We start from the raw sequence: 24,081 nt of genomic DNA on the forward strand, positions 1-24,081 counted from the left end.
TTTTATTTCTTCTTATTACGTAAAATCTTAATCTGTCTTTTTGCAGCATAAGGAAGAATGAACTTCATCTTATCTTCTGATCTTACCATATTGCTTCCTTCTGGAATATCTCTTGTAAGCTTGATTGCATCAAATTCACATTTAGTTGTACATAGACCACATCCAATACATTTATTAGGATCTACTACACTTGTGCCACATCCAAGACAGCGTTTTGCTTCTGTTTGTACCTGTTCAGACGTAAATGTAGAACGTAAATCTCTAAATGTTTCTGTCGCAAGACCCTGTTTAGTACCTGGAATCTGTCTCTTTGAATGATCAAAGTCTAAAGTAATTAAAATATCGTCCTTATCAAGCTGAGTAAACTGGTGTAAATCTCTACCTAAAGTTAAAGAATGACCATTATGTACATAACGATGCATTGATTCAGCAGCTTCTTTACCCTGTGCAATCGCATCAATCGCAAAGCGAGGACCTGTATAGACATCTCCTCCTGTAAAGATATCTTGTACAGAAGTCTGTAAAGTAATGGCATCCGCTTGAATTGTACCATTTGGATTTGTATTGATATCTAATCCTTCTACAGGAATAATATCCTGTCCTACAGATAATAAGACATAATCACATGGATAACTTTCTGTTTGTGTTTCATCATAAGATGGATTAAAGGCACCTGTTTCATCTCTTAAAGATATACATTTCTTTAATGTGATTGTGTGATCCTTGATTTCCTGAGGACCCCATCCACAATGCATTGTAATACCTTCGTGAATGGCTTCTTCTACTTCATCAGGGCTTGCAGGCATGTCTTTTTCTGATTCTACACAGAATAAGTCAACAGACACTGCACCACTTCTTAAAGCACTTCTTGCCACATCCATAGCCACGTTACCACCACCAATGACAACCACATGACCACTAAGCATATCTTTACTCTCTTCTTTATTAACTTCTCTTAAGAAATCAACACCTGTCATAACATACTCTTCATTCATTCCAGGAATATTTAATTTCTTACCACCTTGTGCACCAATCGCAAGATAGATGGCTTCATAACCTTCTTCACGTAATCCATCAATAGTGATATCTTTACCGATTTCTACACCACATCTAAATTCAATGCCCATTGCCTTAAGTACTTCTATTTCTGCATCAATGACATCTTTTTCTAATCTAAATGATGGAATACCATAACGAAGCATACCACCTGGTTTTTCTTCTTTTTCAAAGACAGTGACAGGATAACCCTTGATTCTTAAATAATAAGCAGCGCTCATACCAGCAGGACCTGCACCAATAATAGCCATCTTATTAGAATAGAATCCGCCCTCTTCATTTTCACATAATGGGATATAGCGTTCTTCCTCGTTAAGTTCTCTTTCCGCAATGAACTTCTTGATTTCATCAATTGCGAGAGGGGCATCCAATAATCCACGTGTACATTCCTGTTCACATCTTCTGTTACATATAGAACCGCATACGGCAGGGAATGGATTAAAGTCTTTAATAAGCTTTAAAGCATCCATGTAACGTCCAACACTGGCCATCTTGATATAACCCTGTACAGGAAGATGAGCAGGACAGGCTGTTTTACAAGGCGCAGTTCCTGTTTCATGACAATTGACTTTGGCAGTATCTCTAAAATCAGGATTCCAATGATCTGGTCCCCATTTAATCATATCTGGTAATTCCACTTGTGGATATTCAATAGGCCCCTTCTTTGTACAAAGCTTCTGTCCAAGCTTTGCAGCTCCTACTGGACATACTTCTACACACTTACCACAGGCAACACACTTGCTGACATCCACATGTGCACGATAAGCACTTGCAGACATATTTGGTGTATTAAAGAGCTGACTTGTTCTTAAGGCATTACATACACCTGCTGCACAGTTACAAATCGCAAAGATCTTATCTTCACCATCAATATTTGTAATCTGATGCACATAACCTTTTCTTTCACATCTTTCTAATGTTTCAATAACCTCTTCATAAGTACAGTAATGACCACCTTTATTTGTCTCTACAACATAATCAGCCATATCACCCACCGCAATACATACATCGGCTTCAATATCACCTGTACCTTCTCCTCGAACTCTTTGTTGCCTACGACATGAACATGGAGATAAAGCATACTTATCATACTTATTCAACCAATGAGAAATCTTTTCTACAGACACCGCTTTCTGATTGGCTTCAATCGATTTTTCTACTGGAATAACATGCATTCCAATACCAGCCCCTCCTGGAGGCACCATTGGAGTGACCTTTTCTAGTGGTAATCTTGTCATCTGTTCAAAAAAATCAGTCACAACTAAACTGGTTCAAAAGTCAAGGACAGAAAGTTGACAGTCCCTGCTAAATGAGCATCACCGTAAGGTGATGCTCATTTTTTTGCGCCTGTTCCCCAGCCTTTTTCCACGACGAAAAGAAGTCCTGATTTTATGGACTTTTCCCGATATATTATTTATGATTTGTCTAATTAGTATAATGCATCAAGATCCTTATAATAGTCCAGTTCTGTATAGTTCTTCCAGTTCAATGGATCCTTAAGCAGTTTCTTGATTTCAGCTGTTGCTTCATGATAATAGAATTTTAAAGCCTTACTAATCTTCTCAATGATTTCCGAAATCTTCTTCAGCTGATTCTCTACTAGTTCCTGCTGTTTTACCCATTTCCTGTTTTCATCCTCCATCTTCTTCATATCACGCATGATGATTTCGCCCGCATTCCTTAATAATCTGGACTGCTGCTCATTGATCTTCTGACGTTCCTTACGGAGCTCCTTCTTTTTTTCCTGCATTTCAAGCTTAGCCTCAATGATCTTTTCAAGAGGCATAAGCTCTGATGCCTTCACCCCATAATAGCTGTCCAGTGGATACTGACCTGTCACCTTATATGTATAGAATTCACTTGGAGACAGTGCTGCAAGGGTATCCTGATATCTTTCATTATTATGCATATTGATATATCCATTAATGAGCCTTCTTACAGTAGCTATATCCCCACATCTTGCGATGATGTCAATGACCTCAGTCTTCATACGCCCAAAGAATGATTCCATAGGAGCGTTGTCCTGACTGTTTCCTCTTCTGGACATTGACTGGATGAAATCATTCTCATTAAGAAGCTGTTTGAAAGATGTTGACAGATACTGTGAGCCCTGGTCACTGTGGCAGTATACCTCCAGATTCTTGGGGAACTCGTCCTTATGATTCTCCATCATATTATTGAATGCCTTCTGAACAAGAGACACATCCATTCTGCCTGATACATAATGACCTAGTATTTCAGTTGTATAGGCATCCTTGAACGCACACATATAGGCTGGAGTACGGCTATAGCCGTAATGAATATAAGTGATATCAGTAAGGATGACCTGTCTTACACCTAACTTGAAGTTACGGTTAACGAGATTAGGCTTTGCCATGCACTCATGATGGTGGGTTGCCTGTCCCTTGTATGCATCCTTCTTGGGAAGCTGTGCAGTAATCTGCATCTTTTTCATGATGGCTGAAGCTCTTGATACGCTGATATTGTAATTGAACCTTCTGAACATATGTCGGCGGAAAGTTCGCTTTCCGGGAACGAATCCTAGTGTTTTAATGATCTTCTTGAAGCACTGCATCACATGGCTTTCATCCTGTTTTCTAGCTGCCTGCTTCCCGTCTCTATCCTCCCTGCGTGCCACATAATTATAATAGCCGGTGCTGCTTACACCAAATAATTTGAACACTTTGGTGTTAGTATAACCATTCTCTTTTGCCTTTCCCCTGCTTATGTAGTCATAAGCCATGAAGAGCTTGTCCTCCTTTACTTCTTGTCGCTGTAGGATGAGTATATCTCCTCCAGTATGGAAGGCATTTTTTTTTGAAATTCTACGTAATCCTCAAGATATCTGATACGTGCCTCCTGGTATGCAACCTTCTCTTCGAGAGTCATTTCAGGCATTTCCTCAATAGGGATGCTTCCATCATAGTTCTCAGCCTTTGGTTCAAACTCCCCGTTCTTCGCTTTCTGTCTTGCACGCTTGGCTGCTGCCTGAGCGCAGTTCTTTCCTAGTTTCTTAGTATCGAACCCTAATGATTCATAAGCCTCGATTGATGTCATTCCACTTTCAAGCTGCTTATACAGTGCAACATAGAAGTCCTTTGTATAGATGAATGCATCCATATTCTTTGTAAGTTCTGCAACGAACTTATTATCTGAATGTTCAATAACTGCATCTCTATGTGCAAGTCTCTGCGCCTCTGTCTGCTGTTGCCTGTTCTTCTTTCTTTCCTGAGCCATATAATTCCATATCCTCCTCTGTCAGAGCGCCAAGCTCAACTGCACGCTTGAGCGCCTTTTCTCTCGCTTTTTTCATCATTTTATCATACTTTTCCTGTTCGTTTTGAAGATAATCTGAATATTCATTATCAGATAATGAATTAAGATAGTCTTCATATTCAGTTGGTGTCATCTTATTACGTGTCCACTGAGGACGCTCATTATTATAGTAGTATACATAATTATCTATCATTTCCTTCACTTCTTCCGGAGTGGAACAGCCAGACAGGTCGCACTCATCCTTCATATGTCCAAAGAAGGATTCCTGGCTTGCATTATCCCAGCAGTTTCCCCTGCGTGACATGGACTGTCTGTATCCTAGTTCCTTAAGCCTGCCCTGGAATAAATCATTAAAATAGAGGGAGCCCTGGTCAGAATGGAAGATGGCATCCTCAGAAGGATCAAGAGTATCTATTGTATCCATAACTAAATTAAGATCGTTACCTGAAGAAGTGATATGACTTACAACACGTCCGCTTACTGCATCCTTTATGCAAGACAGGTATTCAGTTCTGTTCAGCCCGTATTTTAGATAGCTCACATCTGTGAGCAGTATGTCACCCGGCCTTGCCAGACGGAACATTCTCTTAAGAAGGTTTGGCTTCCTGTTGCTTTTTAAGTTTTCTCTGTACGTTTTCAATTCAGTACGCTCCCTGCGGATGGCGCATATGCAGTTGTATTTTCTCATCAGCCTGAGAATCTTGTTTCTCCCAAAATGAACACCACATATATCGGGAAGCATCATATAGATGGTGCGCGTTCCTTTTCTGAATCCCTTATAATCCATGACCTTCCTTATGTATTCAAAATCAATCTCATCCTGCCTTTCTTTCATACCGTAATTATCATCTGAGAGTATTGAATAATAGGATGACTTGGATATGCCGATTCTCTTTAGTATGGAACGGATAGAATAATCATATCTGTCGTGTGGGAGGTCTCTTATCCATATGCATAATGCCTTCTTCTGCTCGGGGGTAAGGGAAGGAAGAATTTTCCTGATAGTATCAAAATGCATCATTGACAGTTTTTCTAGTGCTCTCATCCTGTTGTGCTGGATGCGGCATCTGAACTCCTGGTCACATTCCACCACCATATCATCAGAATCACCATTCCAGGATATGAGCTGTTTCTTTATTTTATTTCGCACTCTGATAGGAAAATCAGAACCATCAATCTCAAATATTCCAAGGATCTCATCAACGGGATAACTATAGAATATTGAAGCTTCATCATAGAACTGTTTATTAAGTGTAAAATGATCTGTATTGCATCTCTTTACATATGGATGACCAAAGTATTTCTCTGCTGCATCAGCACTTATCTTTTCTTTAGTTTTTTCTCCATCTTCAAGTTTTCTTTTTAATTCATATATTCTATGATATCCGACTTTTTCGGGATCAAGACCACAGGATTCAAGCTGATTTTCAATGGACACAGAAGGATATTCTTTATAGGCTTTATTAATGAACTCAGAACTAAATGTAATTCCTCTACGTCCTTTGACGAATACCCCGGAGTCAACTAGAAATGAATTATCATATAATTCAACTGAATATATACTCTGTCCAAATACCTTATTTTTTCCGTTAGTAGGACGACCATAGCGCTTAAAGTTAATGTTGATGTTATTTATTATAATTTTCCCTAACATCGAACAATCAAAGCCGTATGATTTAAGTGTTTCTCTTATCTGTAAGGTAGATGGCTGCTTAATCCATTCATCATATAAGATGCATCTGAATTCATGTGTTAATACAAGTCTGTCTTGTCTTATGGCTTTGACATAGGGTGATTTAGATAATAACTCAATTTCTTCATTAGTGAACTTTTTTGGCATAGCATAATTTCAACAACGAAACGAAAAAAAGATACCCACAAGGTGGGTATCACAACTGTCAGGTTGTTGTCCTCCTTATGGGTACCATTTTAAACTGGATGCTCTTTGACTAAATCATTATTCATAACCATGAATTCTGCAGAACCAGGGACAAACTGAGGCATCACATATTGTTTATGATGATCTTCATTTTCCCAGTTATATTCAATCATCCCTATATCACATACTTCTTTTAATACACGTTCAACACGCTCTTCTTCCCAGCCTGTTCTTTTAAGAATTTCTTCAAAAGACATAGGTTTGCGTACTTCAAAAAATAAACATAAATTACATTGTTCATCATTCAAGATTTCACTTAAACATTTGTATTCAGGATCATCTTCCTTGAGTTTCTTGAACTTCACTGGTATTCGATCTGTAATACGTCTTGCAAGTCTATCAATATTATCTCTATAGGCCATTGTTTTATTCCTTCCATTCTCTTATACGTGTTAAAAGGTAATCACACCAAGACTTGATTCCTTCTCCACTTTTTGCACATATTTCAAATACCTTTGCATTCTTATTACGATAATGAATATTCTCTTTACACTTTTCTATATCGAAATCAAAGTAAGGAAGAACATCCACCTTATTAATAAGTACTACATCACATACTTCAAACATAAGCGGATATTTTAAAGGCTTATCATCCCCTTCTGGCACACTCAATATCGCAATATTTAAAGAGGAACCTGTATCAAATTCCGCAGGACATACCAGATTTCCTACATTCTCTAATACTGCAAGATCTAGATTTTCCATTCCTAATTCATGTAATCCCTGTCTTGTCATATCCGCATCTAAATGACACATGCCTCCTGTGTGTAATTGTATTGTACGTACACCATACTGACTAATAGTGTGCGCATCTACATCACTATCAATATCTGCTTCCATAACACCAATATTCACTTCATCTTTGATTGTTTCAATAGTACGTGATAATGTGGTTGTCTTTCCTGAACCTGGGCTAGACATGATATTAAGTAAGAAAACACCCTTCTCTTTGCATTCTTGTCTTAACAAATTTGCATCCTTATTATTATCTTCAAATATACTCTGTTTTACTTCTATAACCTTATACATATGTAAACCCCTTTCATTAGATATTCTAATAGATTTCTTGAACTGAGTAAACAGAACAAAACAATCCTTTAACAAATCATCTTATTTGTAAAGATTTAAAATTCTAAGAGTTTGTGATTTTCTTTAAAATAGTGGTGTATTTGGTGTATAATAGCACAGGTATTCAAAGGAGAAGAATTATGATATTAGAACAAATAGATGAAAACTTATTAAAAATTGCGAATGAATCTGATGTTGTATTAAAAGACATTTATGAAAAGATTGATGATGTTTGTTTCTATAACTCAAACAGAGTTCTTTCTGCATTTATTGAGAATAATGTCAGCTATTCTGATTTTGCGGACATGAATGGATATGGCAGCTATGATTCAGGAAGAGATAAGCTAGAAGCTATTTTCGCAACTATTCTTGGATGCGAAGATGCATTAGTTAGACCACAGATCATGAGTGGTACAAATGCGCTTTATTTAACTTTATCTGCTTTACTTAAGCATGGTGATACAATGATTTCATTATCTGGAGCACCTTATGATTCTTTACAGGAAATGATTGGTATTTCAGGAGAATCTAGTCAGTCATTAAAGGCTCATGGTGTATCTTATGAACAGATTGATCTAGTTGATAATGATTTCGATGATGATAAAATCGTAGAACGTTTAAAAAAGAATGATGTTAAACTTGTAGAAATCCAGAGATCTAAGGGTTATTCTTCACGTTTATCTTTAACACTTTCTAAACTTGAACGTATTATTACTAAGATCAGAGAAGTCAATAAGGATGTTATTATCATGGTAGATAACTGCTATGGTGAACTTGTAGAAAAGAAAGAACCAGGACACATCGGTGCTGATATCGTTGTAGGGTCTTTAATGAAGAACCTAGGTGGAGGTATTGCTCCTACTGGTGGTTATATTGCAGGTAGAAAAGATTTAATCTTTATGTGTGCTGAAAGATTAACTGCACCTGGTATTGGTAAAGATCTAGGAGCTAACTTCAATATGAATAATACATTCTTCAAGGGTGTATTTATGGCTCCTAATGCAGTAAAGAACGCTTTAAAGAGTGCTGTATTTAGTGCTTATATGTTAGAAAAGTTAGGCTTCGATAATGTATCTCCAAGATATAATGAAGAAAGAACTGACATTATTCAGACACTAGAACTTGGTACAGAAGAAAACCTAGTGAAGTTTACACAGGCTATTCAGAATAGTTCTCCAATTGATTCATTTGTTGCGACTATGCCTGCACCAATGCCTGGTTATCCTCATGATGAAGTAATGGCTGCTGGTACATTTACTTCTGGAAGTACAATTGAATTAAGTGCCGATGCACCTGTTGTTGCACCTTATACACTTTATATTCAGGGTGGTTTGACACTAGAATATAGTAAACTTTCTATTCTATTCGCCCTTACAAATGTTTTAAAGAAATAACACGAAAGGTCCTGATTTGATCCGCCCCTGTCAAGTAGACAGGTGAAATAATTAAAAACATGTACCTATGCCTGCCACTACGTGGCAGGCATATTTTTATGCATAATGTGCCGCCTTATATTTCTGTATCGCCTTGTTCTCAGGTATTGGATACTGAACTGGATTCTCATTGCACAATGCTTCACTTCTTACTTCATAAGGTGTTCTCACACCAAATCTTCTTTGATATCTTTCATGACTGTAATATCTTATCCATTCTCTTATTGCCTCTTCTAATTCCTCTCTTGTTTCATATTTTCCTCCATTTCCCCGCACCTTCGTTGCGCGGACACAAATATATAACCAAACTCAAATCCACCAAAACTCTAGTGTGCCTCTCGATATAATAGTATAATCAAAGAGAGGTGGTATACTACAGAGCACGTAGGGGTGAGTAGGCAATTCTACTTAAATAGAATATCCTGAATATTTATAAGTCGCCGCTATCTTTTCAAGCACAAATAAGTTGGACTTAGAGCCAGGACACTTATGATTGTACAATCAACTGAGTGATTAGCTTAGATAGCAGTCAATGCCACTTCTCTTCTTTCAATGAAAGGAGAGATTTTTTTATGAAGATTGTTAGACCAATCTGCTGTGGCATGGATGTTCACAAGAATATCATTGTGGCTACAATCGGTATTACTAATAAGAAAACTCGTATTACTGAATACATCCAAGAAACGTTTTCAACTTTAAACCATGATTTACTGAATCTTAAACAGTGGCTCATTAATCACAAATGCTTTGATGCATGCATGGAATCTACTGGTAAATATTGGATTCCAATTTTCAACATCTTAGAAGATGAAATCAATATTTACTTAACTCATCCAAAATATGTCAAAGCAATTAAAGGAAAGAAAACTGACAAGAAAGATTCAAAATGGATCTGTGATTTATTTAAACATGATCTAATCAAATTTTCTTTTATACCACCCAAAGAAATAAGAGCTTTACGAGAAATATCTCGCTATCGCTATAAATTGGTTGGGATGCGTTCCTCTGAACGTAATCGATATCAGAACTGTATGACAGTTTCCAATATCGGTATTGGTTCTGTATTTTCGATCCGTTTGGAAAGTCTGCACAAGCAATCATGAAAGAAGTACTTGAGTCAGATATCATTGAAGATGAGAAAATTTTGAAATGTATCCATAGATCGTGTAAAAATAAAGATAAGATTCTAGATTCCATTAAACACTGCAATATTGAAACTGATCAAAGGTTTAAAATGAATGAGTCAATGACTCATATGGAAGAATTACAAGTCCATATTGATAACTGTGAAATCGAAATGATGAAACGTGCAGCACCAATGTTCGATCAATTCATGCACATCACCCAACTACCAGGCATCAGCACTTTATCTGCAATCCTTATTATTTCAGAAATCGGAGTAGATATGAAACAATTCGAATCAGATAAACAACTAACCTGTTGGGCTGGATTAGCACCTGCAAATAACGAAAGTGCTAATAAGAAAAAATCAGTTCGTATTTCTAAAGCAGGTCAATATTTAAAACCTTTATTAGTTCAGTGTGCTCTTGGAGCAATCAAAGATAAGGAGGGCTATTTTGGAATTAAGTATTCTCGTATCAAAAAGAGACGAGGTCACAAGAAAGCCATTATCGCAATTGCAAGAATGATGCTTGTCAGTATATACCATATGATTCTTACTGGAGAGACATTTAATCCTTCAGATTATGAATCATTTAGAAATCCTAATCCACCTATAAAGCAACAAGATTTAACAGAAGAATCAGCAATTGAGTTTCTTAAGAAATCAGGTTTTGACGTTTCTAAATTAACTAAACCATAATATTCAATTATTCTATTTTTTCTAAATTATTCAAACTTGTTTTTAAGTTTGTCTTTTTTTATACGTTTAGATTGATTTTTGTTTCACACTTCTTCCCATAATGATATATCTCACATTTAAGTATTCCCCAGAATCCTTCCATTGGTCCATTATCAATGCAGCAGTGAACTCTGGACATGCTCTGTTCCATGCCATTATCCTTAAGCATACGTACAAAGAATGGACTCGTATACTGGTAGCCACCATCACTATGAAATAACGGATGTGCTCCTGGATTAGCTTCTACAGCTGATCTGAATGTATTGAAGACAAGGTTATTATCATTATGGTCACTAATTTCATATCCTACTGGATATCTGTCATAAAGATCTAGTATCAGGCTTAGATATAGCTTATTTTCATTATTCTTTCCATATTTGAACTCAGTGACATCTGTTACCCATTTTTCGTTAGGTCTTGATGCATTGAAGTCTCTTTTGAGATTATTCTTGGCTGTATTATTGCTTTTTCTGACTGTACAGCTTCTTCTTTTTGGTCTTATGATTGACTTGATGCCAAGTATTTTCATCACCTTGTAGACCTGCTTGTCATTATAGTTCTTGTTTTCATCTCTGTTTATTCTATCTGCCATCATTCTGTAGCCAAGCGTATGATTGAATTTCACATCATACTTTCTTATAAGGTCTGCCAGTTCCTCATTTTCAAGATCTCTTTCGCTCTTATTGCGTCTAAGCCATTTATAATAATTCGCCCTCTTTACACCTAATATCTCAAGCATAGCTGATAGGCTTACCTCTTTGTCTTCTTCCTTGATTTCCTTGATTGACTGATATTCATTCTCGAATCTGCTTGTTCTGCATATCCTCTCCTTTCTATCTCCTCCACTTTTTTTAACAGTCTTATCTCCAGATGAGCTCTCTCAAGCTCACGTTCCTTTTCTCTCAACTGTTTCTTTAGAAGGCCAAGTTCATCTAGCTCCTCATCCTTTTTACGGCGTCCACGTCTATCTGATAAGCCTTCTTCACCTTTTTCTCTGTACTTTCTTACCCAGTTAAATACATTTGAATATGTCACATCAAACACTTTGCACGTTCCCGAATAATCAAGATTGTGTTCCATGCAGTACTTTACTATCTCTATTCTTTCTTCTTTTGTGACTTTTCTGCACTTTGCCATATAGATTTCCTTACCTCCAGGAATATAATCCTTTAATTCTATATGATCATTATATAACTTTACCCATGCAAGTACTGTACTATCTGAAGGAATATTATATTTTAGCGCAATATCTATTAGTGAGCTTTCACCAGCAAGATATTCTTCTACAACCTTCCTTTTAAACTCTTTTGTATATGATTCATTTGCAGGTTTTTCATCAAATGCAGAATCACCATACGCTTTAAAGATTCTAATCCACTTTTTCACTGTGTTTTTACCAGCATTTATTTCTTTTGCTAGACTAATAACTGATTCACTGCCATCTAAGTACCTTCTACATATTTCAATTTTTTGTTGTTTAGAAAACTTGCTTTTTCTTCCCATAAGAAAAACCTCCTCAGCAAACAGTGCTTTTAATTATTTACACTGTCTACTGGGAGGTCATCATATCAATTGATTTCAGGACCTTTTTAACAGCTGCCTTTCTGGCCGCCATCTATTCTTATAATTGTATTGTTGATGAAATTCGCTTCATCACTAATAAGAAACTTCACAAGATAAGCCACTTCTTCTGGTTTACCATAACGGTTCACCATGATCTTTTCCTGTTCCTCTTTTAAGAATTCTTCGTCATATCCATCTAGTTCATTGTCTGTTCCAATGAATCCTGGTGCGATTGCATTCACATTAATATATGGCCCATATTCAAAGGCAAGATTATGTGTTAATGAGATCAATGCCGCTTTAGAGGCATCATAATCAATACACATTGGATAATAGGTATTTATACCATTGGTAGAAGAAATATTAATAATACGTCCATATTCCTGATCAAGCATATGTCTATAAACACGCTTACTGCAATTAAATGCCCCTACGACATTGACATCCAATGTCTTTCTAAACTCATCTGCTGTCTTAAGATGAAAGAGATTGGATAAATCAACAGCCGCATTATTAACAAGAATATCAACACCACCCCATTTTTTCTCTATTAAAGAAATCATGGCATCCACTTCTTCTTCCTTTGATACATCCGCTTGAATAGTCATCACACGTACATCATAATTCTTTTTAATCTCTTCTTCTAATAAAGCCGCTGCTTTATTAGAAGTAAGGTAGTTGATCACTACATCATAATGATTTTTCGCAAGTTCTAATACGATGGCTTTTCCTATCCCCTGAGCGCCACCAGTTACAAGTACAACTTTATTCATATGTGAAAAAAGAGCTTATATTAAGCTCTTCCTGCGTATTTTCCATCAGATGAGAAGACAACGATTTCTTCGCCTTCTTCAATAAACTGAGGTACTCTTAATGTTAGACCAGTATTAGTAACAGCATCCTTAGTCTGGTTAGATGGTGCACCTTTAATAGCTGGGTCTGTCTTAGCAACAGTTAATTCAACTTTTTCTGGGATAGATACTGATAATAAATCACCTTCAAAGAACATAAGAGATGCTTCTCTTCCTTCTACGATGAAATATTTATTGAATCCGATCTGTTCTTCTGATAATTCATAAGTATCATATGTTTCCATATCCATGAAATAGTAAGTAGAATCAGCTTCATATGAGTACTGTGCTGTTTTCTTTTCAATGTTAGCAGCTTCGAATTTTGTTGAAGCGTTGAAGTTTCTGTCCTGTGTAGAACCAGTCTTTAAGTTCTTCATCTTAGTCTTTAAGATAGCAGCACCTTTACCAGGTTTTACATGTTGGAAGTCTAAAACAACCCAAGGATCTCCATCAACGATTAATGTAAGTCCAGTTCTAAAATCTCCTGCAGCAATTGCCATAATAATCACTCCTGTTTCTATATGTTTTTTACGTTCCTATTGTAGCAGTTTTATAGCCTACTCTCAAGTTATAGAGAAATTTAATTAGAATAAAGATAGTTTTTCGTTTGTTTTCTGGTGTTCTCTAATATATTTACTCCATTTAATATAACCATAAGTTGTATTAGTGAAGTAACCAAGCTTAAGAATGAGTAATACATACTGTCCAGATAAGATGTTAATAATAGCTTCTAAAGCAGCACAGATATACCATGCAATCCACTGTTCTCTTAATCTGAAGAAGATAAATAAACCATTCGCAATACCTACTGCAGAGGCACAGGCATCAATATAAATGATCCATGTTTCTAAAGTCTTATTTGTATAGAAATCAGTTGCAATATCTAAACCACTGATGAAATAACCAACAACGACAGTCCATACAAAGATACCTACAATAACAAGTACTTCCTGATATCCTTTTAGTTTTCTTACCATTGTTAATTCATCTTCTTCTTCATCTTTATGCTTAGACCAGTTGATATAACTGATGATATCAATTGGAAGCCAGAAGAATAATGTAGTCACCATTGTTGCAAAACGATACATTAATACAACACACATTGCGATTTCCGCAATTTCTACAGCAACAGATACTAAGAAGTTGTAACGAGACTGTTTAGAAATGAGTAATTCACATAAGATATTTAAGAATGTATCTAAAAGATACAATAACATGATAATAATACCATTCACACCATTTGCACTTTCTTCTGGGAAAGCAACAGCGAAAATAGTAGCAAGTAACATGATGCTCAAGAACCAGCTCTTTTCATATGTTGTAAACTGCTTAGAGAATAACATCATTAAAGCCAATGATAAGCTTAAGATAAATAAAGAAGATGCAAGGTTAAAGATGTACATAGTCTTATTTGCCATGACCTGCTTATAAGAATGTTTAACTTCTTTCTGACTCACATCTTTGTGATCAAAGTATAAGTCAGTTCCATTACTTGTCTTGAATTCATAAGCAGTAATAGTCTTATTCTTTAACTGTGTATATTCTTCATAAGAATAAGAAACAACAAGCTGTTTGTCACCTTTACTATATGTAACATCACATACTGTGTTGTCTGAACTATAGTCTTCATCCTGTGTATTTCTTTTCATTACAATGCTTTGTACATAATCCACTTTACCAGGATTAGAATGCACTTCTTTAAGACCTACACAAAGAGAAATAATTGAACCTAATACTAAGGCAATGAGAACAATAATTTCTGCTGTTCTTAATTTCTTTCTAGGTTCGATGTTGTTTTTAAAAAATTGAATCATACTACAAACTCCCCTTAAATTTTAAAATCAGTATTTAAAAAAAATACTTCACAATTATAATAAATAATCACTTAAAATGGTAGGTCTTTTTGTAAAGTTTATCGTATTTCTTTCAACATTTCTTCAGGTGTAATATCAAACAAGCTTGCAAGCGCTATAAGATTAGTTGTACTTGGATCAGAAGAACCATTTTCCCATTTAGAGACTGCCTGTCTAGATACACCAAGTGTTTCTGCCACAAATTCCTGAGTCATCTGACATTCCATGCGGTGCTTTTTAATCACACCTCCTAGTGTTTTTGCATACTCTTCCTTTTCTTTACGTACTGGCTCTGACTTAATATATTTTCTTAATGCAACAATGAGCAAATAAACGACATAGATGATTACACCCCAGACAATAAGTGCAGGTATAAGCGCTATTAATAACATGAATGAATTTGTCATTTTCATTTCCCTCCTTACTTCAAATATAGCTTAATATAGCTAGTTGCGCTATCAACTATCAAGCAACTACTAATAATTTTACGTCGGCCTATGTTCTTATCAAAGTATCTTCTTGATTCTACTTCAAAATAACATTGCCTGTATAATCCTTCTAATAAATCAATCTCCTTTCAGGGCAAAATAAAAACCGACTATATAAAGTTGGTTTCAAATCAGCCTCAATATATAGGAGGCCACTCTGTTAATTTATCGCTCTCTTCTTTAAGCTTTTTTTCTTCTTCTTCAAAATCTTCTATAGTCCAATCAGGATGATGGATTACAACATCCAGATAATATCTTACTTTATTTCTTCTCATGTTATTCCATACTCCTTTCAAATTCATTTAATGACTTTGTGCAATCTTTCCTCTTCTTAAATTATATTATGTTAAACCATATTTGTCATCTATATTAGATATCTAATAAAAAAAGAAGGCATCACCTTCTTAACGCATACAAATATAAACAAGATATGCTGTATAAATAGTAAGCATCACAATGCCCTGCCACTTAACAAGTTCTTTCTTCTTCCATGCAAATATCCATACTAGAGTACTTACTGCAATTAAAATAAATGTATCAATCAAGTTTTCTGTAATAATGGCAACAGGACTAATGACCCCAGCAATACCTAATACAAGCAAGATATTAAAGATATTAGATCCAATAACGTTACCTAAAGCCATATCGATTTCATTCTTTCTTGCAGCGACAATAGAAGTTACTAGTTCTGGAAGACTTGTTCCTAAAGCAACAATAGTCAAACCAATAAGGTTCTGACTGAGTCCTAGCATAGTCGCAACTGCTGTTGCACCTTCTACAACAAAGTCACCACCAAATTTAATAGCAGCTGCACCACCGACAATATATACAATACACTGCCATACTGGTAATAGCTTGATTTCTTCATCATTGTCTTCGCTTAATGCTTTATTTCTTGCCTGTAATGCTGAGTAGATCATCCATCCTAAATATGCGGCAAATAATACAATAAAAACTGCACTATCTACTCTACCTAGCATACTATCTAAACCAAATACAAGTAATAAAGCCGCACAAATAATAGAGAATGGGAATTCTTTCTTTAATGTATCTGTAGAAACTGCAAGAGGTACAAATAGTGTACATACACCACATACAACCATTAAATTAAATAAGTTAGATCCTACTACATTACTGACTGCAAGAGCGTTGTTGTTGCTCATTGAAGCAGTGACACTGACTGCACATTCAGGTAAGCTTGTACCCATGGCGACAATTGTAAGTCCAATGATCATTGAAGGAACTTTTAATCTTTTTGCGACAGAAGAACTTCCATCTACAAAGAAATCTGCGCCTTTAATCAATAATATAAAACCAACAATTAATATACCAATTTCCATGAAAGTATTTAACATTTTTTTATTCTCTTCCTTTATATATAAACTGATTAATAATCTATCATTTTATTATAGTGTTAGTCAATAGTATCCGACGATTGAAGTATATCTATTATTTCATCATAATTTCACATGTGAGGTGACGATAATGACTGATTACTTGTTTATTAAAAATCTGTTTTAGCATATGCTTCTTTTTCATCAATAACCTTATTAACTACTTCATCCATACCATCAGTACAATGATCACGATAACCATAAGAATCACCTACAACAAGATCATTTTCATCTAATAAGACATAATCTACTGTCCAAGTATCAATAGACATACTGACAGAAATCTTGTCTAATTCCTTACAATTTTTCATTTCATTTTCGAAATGATAGATTTCTTCTAGTTTGATTTTTCCATCTTGTATACAGGCTAACATATGACGTCCACTAGAAGTTCCAATATCTACTGCAAGATAATACTGGCTCATTTTCCATTTGCCCCCTTTTGTTTATATTTTCCATTGATGACTCATTTGATGTAAAATAAGGATGTAAAAAAGTCCACCGGAGTGGACTATACTCTATTTAATTCATCCAGCATTGCGCTTCTGTTTTTATATTGAATCTTCCATTTCTTAATGATTTCATCAACTACTTTATCACCACCAGTAATAGACTTCATGATTCTTAACTCTTCTACAATTTGATAATAATGCTTTCTGCTTCCAGTAGATTCAGCCTGTTTTTCAACAAATTCTCGATATAACTGAATCAGTTTTTCAGGATATTCATCATTAAGCACGTGAGTATATTGATGCAATAAATCTCTATTATTACTTCTTAAAATAACATCAAATAGCTGTCCATATAATTGCTCTGTTTCTAAAATTTCACACAAAAAACATCCAGGAGCAAGCTGTTCAATAAGAGAATCTCTTTCTGTAATCCATTCTTTATCATTGTAGTGACTTCTAAGTTCAATATAATCGTCTATATTAGTATCATTGAAAAAGAGAATCAAATTCTTTAATTCTTCCCTATAAGCTTTAGTGTTTCCCTGTTTTTTATAAATATCTTTCTTCAATTCTATATCACGTTTCATAAGAGCTTGGTTCTCATAATCAAGATCAATACATTTATCAATATAATCCAAAGCTTTATCGTACTCTTTATTATTAATACAAGTAAAGACACAGTCCATTCTAATAGAATCGCATTTCCAATACTTTTTATAAATAACATTTATCTCTTGATTTGATACATTGTTTTTCCTTAAGAGGTCAAGATACATTTTTGCAAAACCATCAAGTACATACTCTCTATCTAAAATATCATTATGACTCTCTATATAGTCTAACTGTTCTTTCACAAAATCAATTTGAAGCTTCAATAAATCTTCACCTTTTAAATAATTAAAAAACACTTGCAGAATATCTATTCTATCATAAGAATATCTTATATTGTTGAGAAATTGTTTAAGTAAATTAAATGCATCTATTCTTTCTGACTTTTCCATACACATAATAATGTTTGAACATGCATTTATAATAGAAAAAGAAACATCATACGTTTCACCTTCATTATCCTCAATATCTAACTTATCAAATATATCATAAGCTTTTAATAAGAATTTAAATGCGAGAGAATATTGTTTCTTTTCTTTCAAAAGATCAAGCCACTTAAAAATAGCATCTTCATAGTTATCACAAAAATCACAGCTAAATTCATAATCGATATAATGATAACCATCACTATAAGAATCAACAACTCCCTCCAAATCATCAATCATTGTAGTCAAAGAAAATTCATTTTGTGTATATTGTTTAAAGGTTTCTACTAAACTAGGCTGATCATTAAGTACTTGAATAAGAAATGATCGTACATCTTCTTCTGAGGCCTCTTTCACAAGTTTTGAATTATCTATGACTGGATGAGTTGCACTTAGTTGCCACTCATATAAAACAGCTGCCATATGCTTACAATTGTGTCCATCTTCTGCATAAGGACAATCACAGGACATGCCTATTATTTTATTTCCATTTAATTTGATTTCTACATGATAAAAATCTGTCCCATTAACAACTGCTTTAATCCTATTAGAATTAATACGTAAATCTTCTACGCGATCATCAAAATAATAGTCATACCCCCTATCCAATATTCGTTTTTGAAAATAAGTTTCCCATTCCATATAAGCGCCTCCCATTTATAGTTCTATTATACTAAAAAAGACAGCATTTCTGCTATCTAATTCATTTTCTTATTCATATAAAAATAGAAACATACATTAAGGATAATACCAGTAATAGTCGCAATTGGTGCTGCAAGACCAATATAAGTAAGACTTGCATTAGGCTGAATAGACATATAATACGCCAATGGTAAGCGAACAAGAAGTGTTTGAATCAATCCCTGTATCATAACCCAGAGTGTCTGATCATGACCATTAAAGTAACCGATCATACTAAAGAGTACTGCAGTGACTAATGTTTCCAATGCAAAGCCTTTTAAGTAAGCATAGCCCTGATGAATAACACCTTGTTCTGTCGTAAAGATTCCTGTTAACATATCTCCTTTAAACATAACTAAACAAAATACAATGACACCAATAAATAATCCTATACCCATACCTGTAAACATAGATTGTTTAGCTCTTTTTTCGTTATTTGCGCCTACATTCTGAGCCACAAATGAAGCCATGGACTGCATTAAAGCACTTGGTACAAGCATCGCAAAGTTTACAATTTTACATGCTACACCATATCCTGATGATGCCTCTAATCCTAAACGATTAATAAAGGCACATAATGCAAGGAAGGAAATCTGAGTCAAGCATTCCTGCAATGCGAGAGGTACACCGATTTTCATTGCACGAATGCAGTGATGGTTGATTTTAAAATCATGTTTATGTATTTCAAATGGGAGTTTTCTTTTCTTTAATAATCCTAAAGCGAATAATACACTACATGCCTGTGCAAGTACTGTAGCCATTGCCGCACCTGCTGCATCTAGATGGAAACCTGCTACTAAAACCAAATCTCCTACCACATTAATAAGACATGCTACTGCTACAAAAAGTAATGGAGACTTACTATCTCCTAATCCTCTAAAAATAGCCGATAATACATTATAAGCCACAATAAAGAAAATACCACCACCACATATTCTTACATACATAGATGTAAGATTGAGTGCTTGATCAGGTGCCTGCATGAGCGTTGAAATGGGCAATGCACATAATATCATGATGATGAATAAGAATACTGAAACTATTCCAAATAGAACTGTAGCACCACCAATTAAAGCCCCAATGTTCTTCTGTTTCTTTTCACCTATATATCTTGCGATAAGTACTGTAATCCCCATTGCAAACTGAGTGATCACAAATGTGACAAGGTTTAATACCTGACTTCCTGTAGAAACAGCGGATAAGCCTGCTGTTGTTCCAAAACGTCCTACCACAAGTAAGTCAACCGCACCATAAGCTGCCTGTAATACTAATGCGCCTAGTACAGGAATCATAAATGCGACTAATTTCTTAAAAATACTTCCCTGAGTAAAATCTGAATTCATTTATGCTTTTCTCCTTTCACACATCACTTGATAGAACTTTTCTATTGTTTCAATCATACAATCTGCTTCTTCTATAGAAATATCACTTAACCTTTGAGATAAGTCTTCAAAATAATCCTTATTGAACTTTTCAAATAAAGCCTGTCCTTTTTCACTTACTTCAACATAAGTGACACGTCCATCTTCTTTAGAAGATGTCTTATTTAAATAACCTTTTTCTACCATAGAACTTACAGTACGTGTGACTCCTGGTCTAGGTAAATTGAGTGCAGAACTTAAATCTGATACTTTAACCTTTTCATGTGTTTCTTTCAAATTAAGAACTGTTTCTAAATAACGAATATATGAAGGAAGAACACCTTCAGGAAGTTCTGGTAATAAGTCCAATATTCTTTTTGCAATATAACAGCTGTCCAGCATTTCCTTAGTTTTTTGACTATTCATACGCCTCTCCTTTTAATTACCATAGGTAATTACCTATGGTAATTATATAAATAATAAAATGAATGTCAAGCATAAGAAATAAAGTTTTACTTATATATAAGAAAAGAGGCAGCTAGGCTGCCTCCAGAATCCTCATTTTGAGGATTTTTTTAATTACTAAGCTCTTTTCTTCTTTAAGAAGATGAATAAGAAACCTGATACTAACATAGCACATACACTACCAAATACGAATGTATGATCACCAGTCTTTGGATTCTTATTGTTGTTGTCTTTGTTATCTTTGTTGTCCTTGTTATCTTTATCGATCACAACGCCTTCAACTTTAACAAGTTTAACCATTGCATCTCTTAAGTCAGCTACAGCCTGATTGACTTCTTCCTGAGTTGCATCTTCATCTGCATATACTGCTTTTGCTGATGTTAATGCTGTTTCTACAGCCTTGAATGAATCAGTTGTATATAATTTCTTATCTAATGCTTCTGCTTCCTTAATAACTGCTGCTAATTCATCTTTATTTACAGTGACTTCACCAGGAATAGCAAGTCCTGTCTGTGAAGTTGTCTTAGTTGATGTTAATGTGTTCTGATATAATAAGTAGAACGCAGATGCTGACCAGCTGAAGTTCTTAGTATGTAAACCATCACCAGTTTCAGGGTTATAGTTTTCATGAATTGGTCCATCACCTAATAATCCCTTAGCGTTATCAAATAACTTGTATGCCATTCTCTTAGCATCTTCATTATAACCATAGTTCTGTAATGCTTCAACGCCATATAATGCCTGGTCTAACCATACAGGTCCTCTCCAATATCTAGTTGGAGCATATTTCTGGTTGTCCTTTGATGCAGTTGGGAATGGTACTAATGTATCAAACTTATCTGGAGATGTCATATTTGCTGCGACTGCTTTTGCCTGTTCTTTAGTAGCCGCTTTAGCCCAAAGTGGTAACCATCCTTCAGTACCTTTACCACGGTTAGTTAGAAGAGTCTTTGTAGAACCATCTTCATTAGTCTGTAAGTCATAGTAGTAACCAGTCTTTTCATCATACATCTTTGTATTGATATAGTCTGCTACTTTCTTAGCTTCTTTAGAATACTTCTTAGCATCATCTTTCTTACCTAAAACATCTGCCATAGATTTTAAGAAACCTTTTTCAGCATATAAGTAAGAGTTTAAATCTACAGATTCCTGGTTGATAACATAACCAACAGGTTTCTTGTTATCATCTCTTACAGTATAGATAAGAACTCCAGGATCCTTAAATGTTTCAGTGCTTAAACCTTCTCTGTCAAAACGAGTTGCGTTATCCATACCACTTTCCCAAGCAGCTGCTTCGATACCAGCTTCTGGACATACAACACGTTCATTGTTTTCATCATAGATATAACCATATTCATAGCTTCCATCGCTAGATGGTACACCAACGATCTTACCAAATCCTTCTACTTCTTCACCGATATAATAGCTTTTACCAGTAAGAGGGTTAGTATAGTTCTGCCAATCGTAGCATGTTTCATGAACCATTCCTCCGTATTCAGCAATACCATTCTTATCGATATCACGGTTTTTATACCACCAGTTATGATATGCAACTAACTTAGGATACATTTCTTTTAAGAATTCTTTATCACCAGTTGCTTCATAAACACTCTGAACTGCCCATGCAGCAAGTGCTGGTTTAGAGTTACGTTCGTTCCAGTTTCCTCCATCACCACCGCGGTCTTCATTCTGGTTATAGAAAATACAGTCAATGATAGCACCTTCATCCTGTGGACGAACAGCATCTTCTTTAGTGATCTGATAGTCGAATAATGCTCTAATGTTATTCTTAGCTAATTCTGGATTAAACTGTGTAGTTGCAACCACCTGTTTCCAAGAGTCCCAAGCCCACATACCAACGAACCACTTATAAGACATAGATGGTACGACTCCATCATGCTTAATTGCACCGGCTGGTGAGAACCAGTTAGTAGTTAATGTTTCCATAGATTTAACTGCAGCTCTTTGATAAGCAGTGCCTACAGCGTTCTTATTTTTGAAAATAGTATTAACATAACCCTGCCAACGAGTGTTGTTATCAGTTAAGTAGTGACCAGGTTTATTTAAGATATCTTTTACTTTTTCTCTTTCTGCAGTTCTTTCTTTATCAGTGAAAGTATAACTCTGTGTCTGATAAGTCTTATAGCTTTCATTTGCATCAATTTCTACAGAATTCTTCTTATTAATAGTATAAGAATGCTTATCTTCTGCAACATTGGTTTCTAGGTCATTTTCGCCTAATGTCACGTCAAATGAGTTCTGATCCGTTGTCATATAACGATATGTATAACGTTTAGTTTCAAAATTCACTTTCACGCCATTTTCGTCTTTTGCGAAAGTAGTACCTGTCTTATAGTCTGCTCTTGTTTCTTCTGGACTATATGTATACCAAGTAAATAAGTGACCATCCCAAGATAAATCAAGAGTCAATTTACTATTAGTGTTATTTTCGATTTCTGTTTCGATTAAAGCTGTTCTATTAGTGGCAAAGATCAATTTTAGCTTTAATGTTAAATCATCCATCTTGTAAGTCTGTTCAAGTCTTCCTGGATAATAAACGAAATCTGTTTTTGCTTTAGTTAGATCAACCTTTTCTTTTGTCTCACCATTTACTCTTTCTAAGTTGATCTTATTAATTGAGTCAGATAAGTTGAATGGGTATTCTTCTGCGATACAAACAGGACCAGCGAACCCTCCATACATCTTGTGAGCTGCTTCTGTTGTTTCAGGTAAATAGTAACCATGCCAAGCACCCTGATCTGAGAAGTTGTTATAGTCGTTTGTATCATAAGTTCCATAAATCTTTTCAGTTGGGACAGCTTTTACATTTAATACATTGCCAAATTCAGTTAAATCTTTAGAGCTTCCTACAGCGGAGATAGGTGACAATGTTCCGCCAACAATCACTGTTGCAACACTTAATGCTACAATGTTCTTCAAGACTTTTTTTGCCTTCATATATGTGTATTCCCTTCTATTATTATTTTTTGTAAAGAGGTCAGTCTATTTTTATGACGCGCGCTTTTCAGAAAAAAAGGATATAACATATACAAATAAGGTGCGTTATTTGAATTCATTATGTCCCTTGTTGACTACGTCCGTCTTTTACAAGTCTAGTATAAAATTGAAAACGATTACCGTCAATAAATCGTTTTATATTTCAAACAAACTTCGAAATAGATTGTATACATTGGTATAAATCATCTGCTTTTTATCTTATTCGCATGCAGAATTTGTTTTTATCAGTATTATTTTGCTCTTTATAAAATTGTTGTGACTGTCGATGATTAAAAGTACGGTATATTT

General features: G+C 35.0%; 23 protein-coding genes. 3 read left to right on the forward strand and 20 right to left on the reverse strand.

Annotated features, from left to right (window positions below; all coding sequences use genetic code 11):
* Positions 1–2 precede the first annotated feature (2 nt).
* The 6 genes from NQ499_RS09715 to hypB form a co-directional block, all read right to left on the reverse strand.
* The gene (locus NQ499_RS09715) at positions 3–2,315 is read right to left on the reverse strand and encodes an FAD-dependent oxidoreductase (protein WP_259848493.1); all 2,313 of its coding nucleotides are present in this window, start codon (positions 2,313–2,315) and stop codon (positions 3–5) included.
* A gap of 170 nt (positions 2,316–2,485) precedes the next feature.
* Positions 2,486–3,799: an IS3 family transposase gene (locus NQ499_RS09720; RefSeq protein ID WP_006507208.1), complete on the reverse strand. Its 1,314-nt coding sequence runs from the start codon at positions 3,797–3,799 to the stop codon at positions 2,486–2,488.
* Positions 3,800–3,816: 17 nt separating this feature from the next.
* Complete coding sequence (locus NQ499_RS09725) at positions 3,817–4,293, reverse strand: hypothetical protein (RefSeq protein WP_006507209.1); 477 nt, start codon at positions 4,291–4,293, stop codon at positions 3,817–3,819.
* On the reverse strand, positions 4,232–6,172 hold the full coding sequence (locus NQ499_RS09730; RefSeq protein ID WP_006507210.1) for an IS3 family transposase: 1,941 nt from the start codon (positions 6,170–6,172) through the stop codon (positions 4,232–4,234). The genes NQ499_RS09725 and NQ499_RS09730 overlap by 62 nt, the downstream gene beginning before the upstream one ends.
* An 89-nt stretch (positions 6,173–6,261) precedes the next feature.
* Positions 6,262–6,633 carry a hypothetical protein gene (locus NQ499_RS09735; protein WP_006504507.1) on the reverse strand — a complete coding sequence of 124 codons (372 nt, stop codon included), beginning with the start codon at positions 6,631–6,633 and terminating at the stop codon, positions 6,262–6,264.
* A 4-nt stretch (positions 6,634–6,637) separates the two neighbouring features.
* Positions 6,638–7,300: a hydrogenase nickel incorporation protein HypB gene (gene hypB, locus NQ499_RS09740; protein ID WP_006504506.1), complete on the reverse strand. Its 663-nt coding sequence runs from the start codon at positions 7,298–7,300 to the stop codon at positions 6,638–6,640.
* A 179-nt stretch (positions 7,301–7,479) separates the two neighbouring features.
* On the opposite strand from hypB, the gene NQ499_RS09745 reads away from it, so the two are divergent.
* Positions 7,480–8,733 carry a methionine gamma-lyase family protein gene (locus NQ499_RS09745; protein WP_006504505.1) on the forward strand — a complete coding sequence of 418 codons (1,254 nt, stop codon included), beginning with the start codon at positions 7,480–7,482 and terminating at the stop codon, positions 8,731–8,733.
* 96 nt (positions 8,734–8,829) lie between these two features.
* On the opposite strand, the gene NQ499_RS13615 is transcribed toward NQ499_RS09745, so the two are convergent.
* Positions 8,830–9,048, reverse strand: coding sequence for an IS3 family transposase (locus NQ499_RS13615; protein WP_326924418.1), 219 nt, complete (start codon positions 9,046–9,048; stop codon positions 8,830–8,832).
* Between the two features lie 296 nt (positions 9,049–9,344).
* On the opposite strand from NQ499_RS13615, the gene NQ499_RS09750 reads away from it, so the two are divergent.
* Both NQ499_RS09750 and NQ499_RS09755 read left to right on the forward strand, forming a co-directional pair.
* Positions 9,345–9,875, forward strand: coding sequence for an IS110 family transposase (locus tag NQ499_RS09750; RefSeq protein WP_259848494.1), 531 nt, complete (start codon positions 9,345–9,347; stop codon positions 9,873–9,875).
* The gene (locus tag NQ499_RS09755) at positions 9,872–10,594 is read left to right on the forward strand and encodes a transposase (protein WP_259848495.1); all 723 of its coding nucleotides are present in this window, start codon (positions 9,872–9,874) and stop codon (positions 10,592–10,594) included. Before NQ499_RS09750 ends, NQ499_RS09755 begins: the two co-directional genes overlap by 4 nt.
* 58 nt (positions 10,595–10,652) lie before the next feature.
* Here NQ499_RS09755 and NQ499_RS09760 read toward each other — a convergent pair whose 3' ends face one another.
* From NQ499_RS09760 to ygjK, 13 genes are all read right to left on the reverse strand, one after another.
* Positions 10,653–11,372 (reverse strand): IS3 family transposase, encoded by a 720-nt coding sequence (locus NQ499_RS09760; protein WP_259848496.1) that lies wholly within the window; start codon positions 11,370–11,372, stop codon positions 10,653–10,655.
* 11 nt (positions 11,373–11,383) lie between these two features.
* Positions 11,384–12,136, reverse strand: coding sequence for a helix-turn-helix domain-containing protein (locus NQ499_RS09765; protein WP_259848497.1), 753 nt, complete (start codon positions 12,134–12,136; stop codon positions 11,384–11,386).
* 86 nt (positions 12,137–12,222) lie between these two features.
* Complete coding sequence (locus tag NQ499_RS09770; RefSeq protein ID WP_006504283.1) at positions 12,223–12,969, reverse strand: SDR family NAD(P)-dependent oxidoreductase; 747 nt, start codon at positions 12,967–12,969, stop codon at positions 12,223–12,225.
* Positions 12,970–12,989: 20 nt separating this feature from the next.
* Complete coding sequence (gene efp, locus NQ499_RS09775; protein WP_006504282.1) at positions 12,990–13,547, reverse strand: elongation factor P; 558 nt, start codon at positions 13,545–13,547, stop codon at positions 12,990–12,992.
* Between the two features lie 84 nt (positions 13,548–13,631).
* A complete protein-coding gene (gene pnuC, locus NQ499_RS09780) occupies positions 13,632–14,861 on the reverse strand; it encodes a nicotinamide riboside transporter PnuC (RefSeq protein WP_006504281.1) in 1,230 nt (409 codons plus the stop codon).
* A gap of 98 nt (positions 14,862–14,959) precedes the next feature.
* A complete protein-coding gene (locus NQ499_RS09785) occupies positions 14,960–15,307 on the reverse strand; it encodes a helix-turn-helix domain-containing protein (protein ID WP_238319806.1) in 348 nt (115 codons plus the stop codon).
* Between the two features lie 218 nt (positions 15,308–15,525).
* Complete coding sequence (locus NQ499_RS09790) at positions 15,526–15,663, reverse strand: hypothetical protein (RefSeq protein ID WP_155812542.1); 138 nt, start codon at positions 15,661–15,663, stop codon at positions 15,526–15,528.
* Between the two features lie 129 nt (positions 15,664–15,792).
* Positions 15,793–16,743, reverse strand: coding sequence for a calcium/sodium antiporter (locus NQ499_RS09795; protein WP_006504278.1), 951 nt, complete (start codon positions 16,741–16,743; stop codon positions 15,793–15,795).
* 149 nt (positions 16,744–16,892) lie between these two features.
* A complete protein-coding gene (locus NQ499_RS09800) occupies positions 16,893–17,207 on the reverse strand; it encodes an acetate and sugar kinases/Hsc70/actin family protein (protein WP_006504277.1) in 315 nt (104 codons plus the stop codon).
* Positions 17,208–17,293: 86 nt separating this feature from the next.
* Entirely contained in the window at positions 17,294–18,910 is a 1,617-nt protein-coding gene (locus NQ499_RS09805; RefSeq protein WP_040389520.1) for an SWIM zinc finger family protein, read from the reverse strand.
* A gap of 56 nt (positions 18,911–18,966) precedes the next feature.
* Entirely contained in the window at positions 18,967–20,292 is a 1,326-nt protein-coding gene (locus NQ499_RS09810) for an MATE family efflux transporter (protein ID WP_006504275.1), read from the reverse strand.
* On the reverse strand, positions 20,293–20,736 hold the full coding sequence (locus NQ499_RS09815) for a MarR family winged helix-turn-helix transcriptional regulator (RefSeq protein WP_006504274.1): 444 nt from the start codon (positions 20,734–20,736) through the stop codon (positions 20,293–20,295).
* 156 nt (positions 20,737–20,892) lie between these two features.
* Positions 20,893–23,733, reverse strand: a complete 2,841-nt coding sequence (gene ygjK, locus NQ499_RS09820; protein WP_006504273.1) for an alpha-glucosidase — start codon at positions 23,731–23,733, stop codon at positions 20,893–20,895.
* Positions 23,734–24,081 lie beyond the last annotated feature (348 nt).

Source organism: Catenibacterium mitsuokai (assembly GCF_025148785.1).
Classification (GTDB): domain Bacteria; phylum Bacillota_I; class Bacilli_A; order Erysipelotrichales; family Coprobacillaceae; genus Catenibacterium; species Catenibacterium mitsuoka.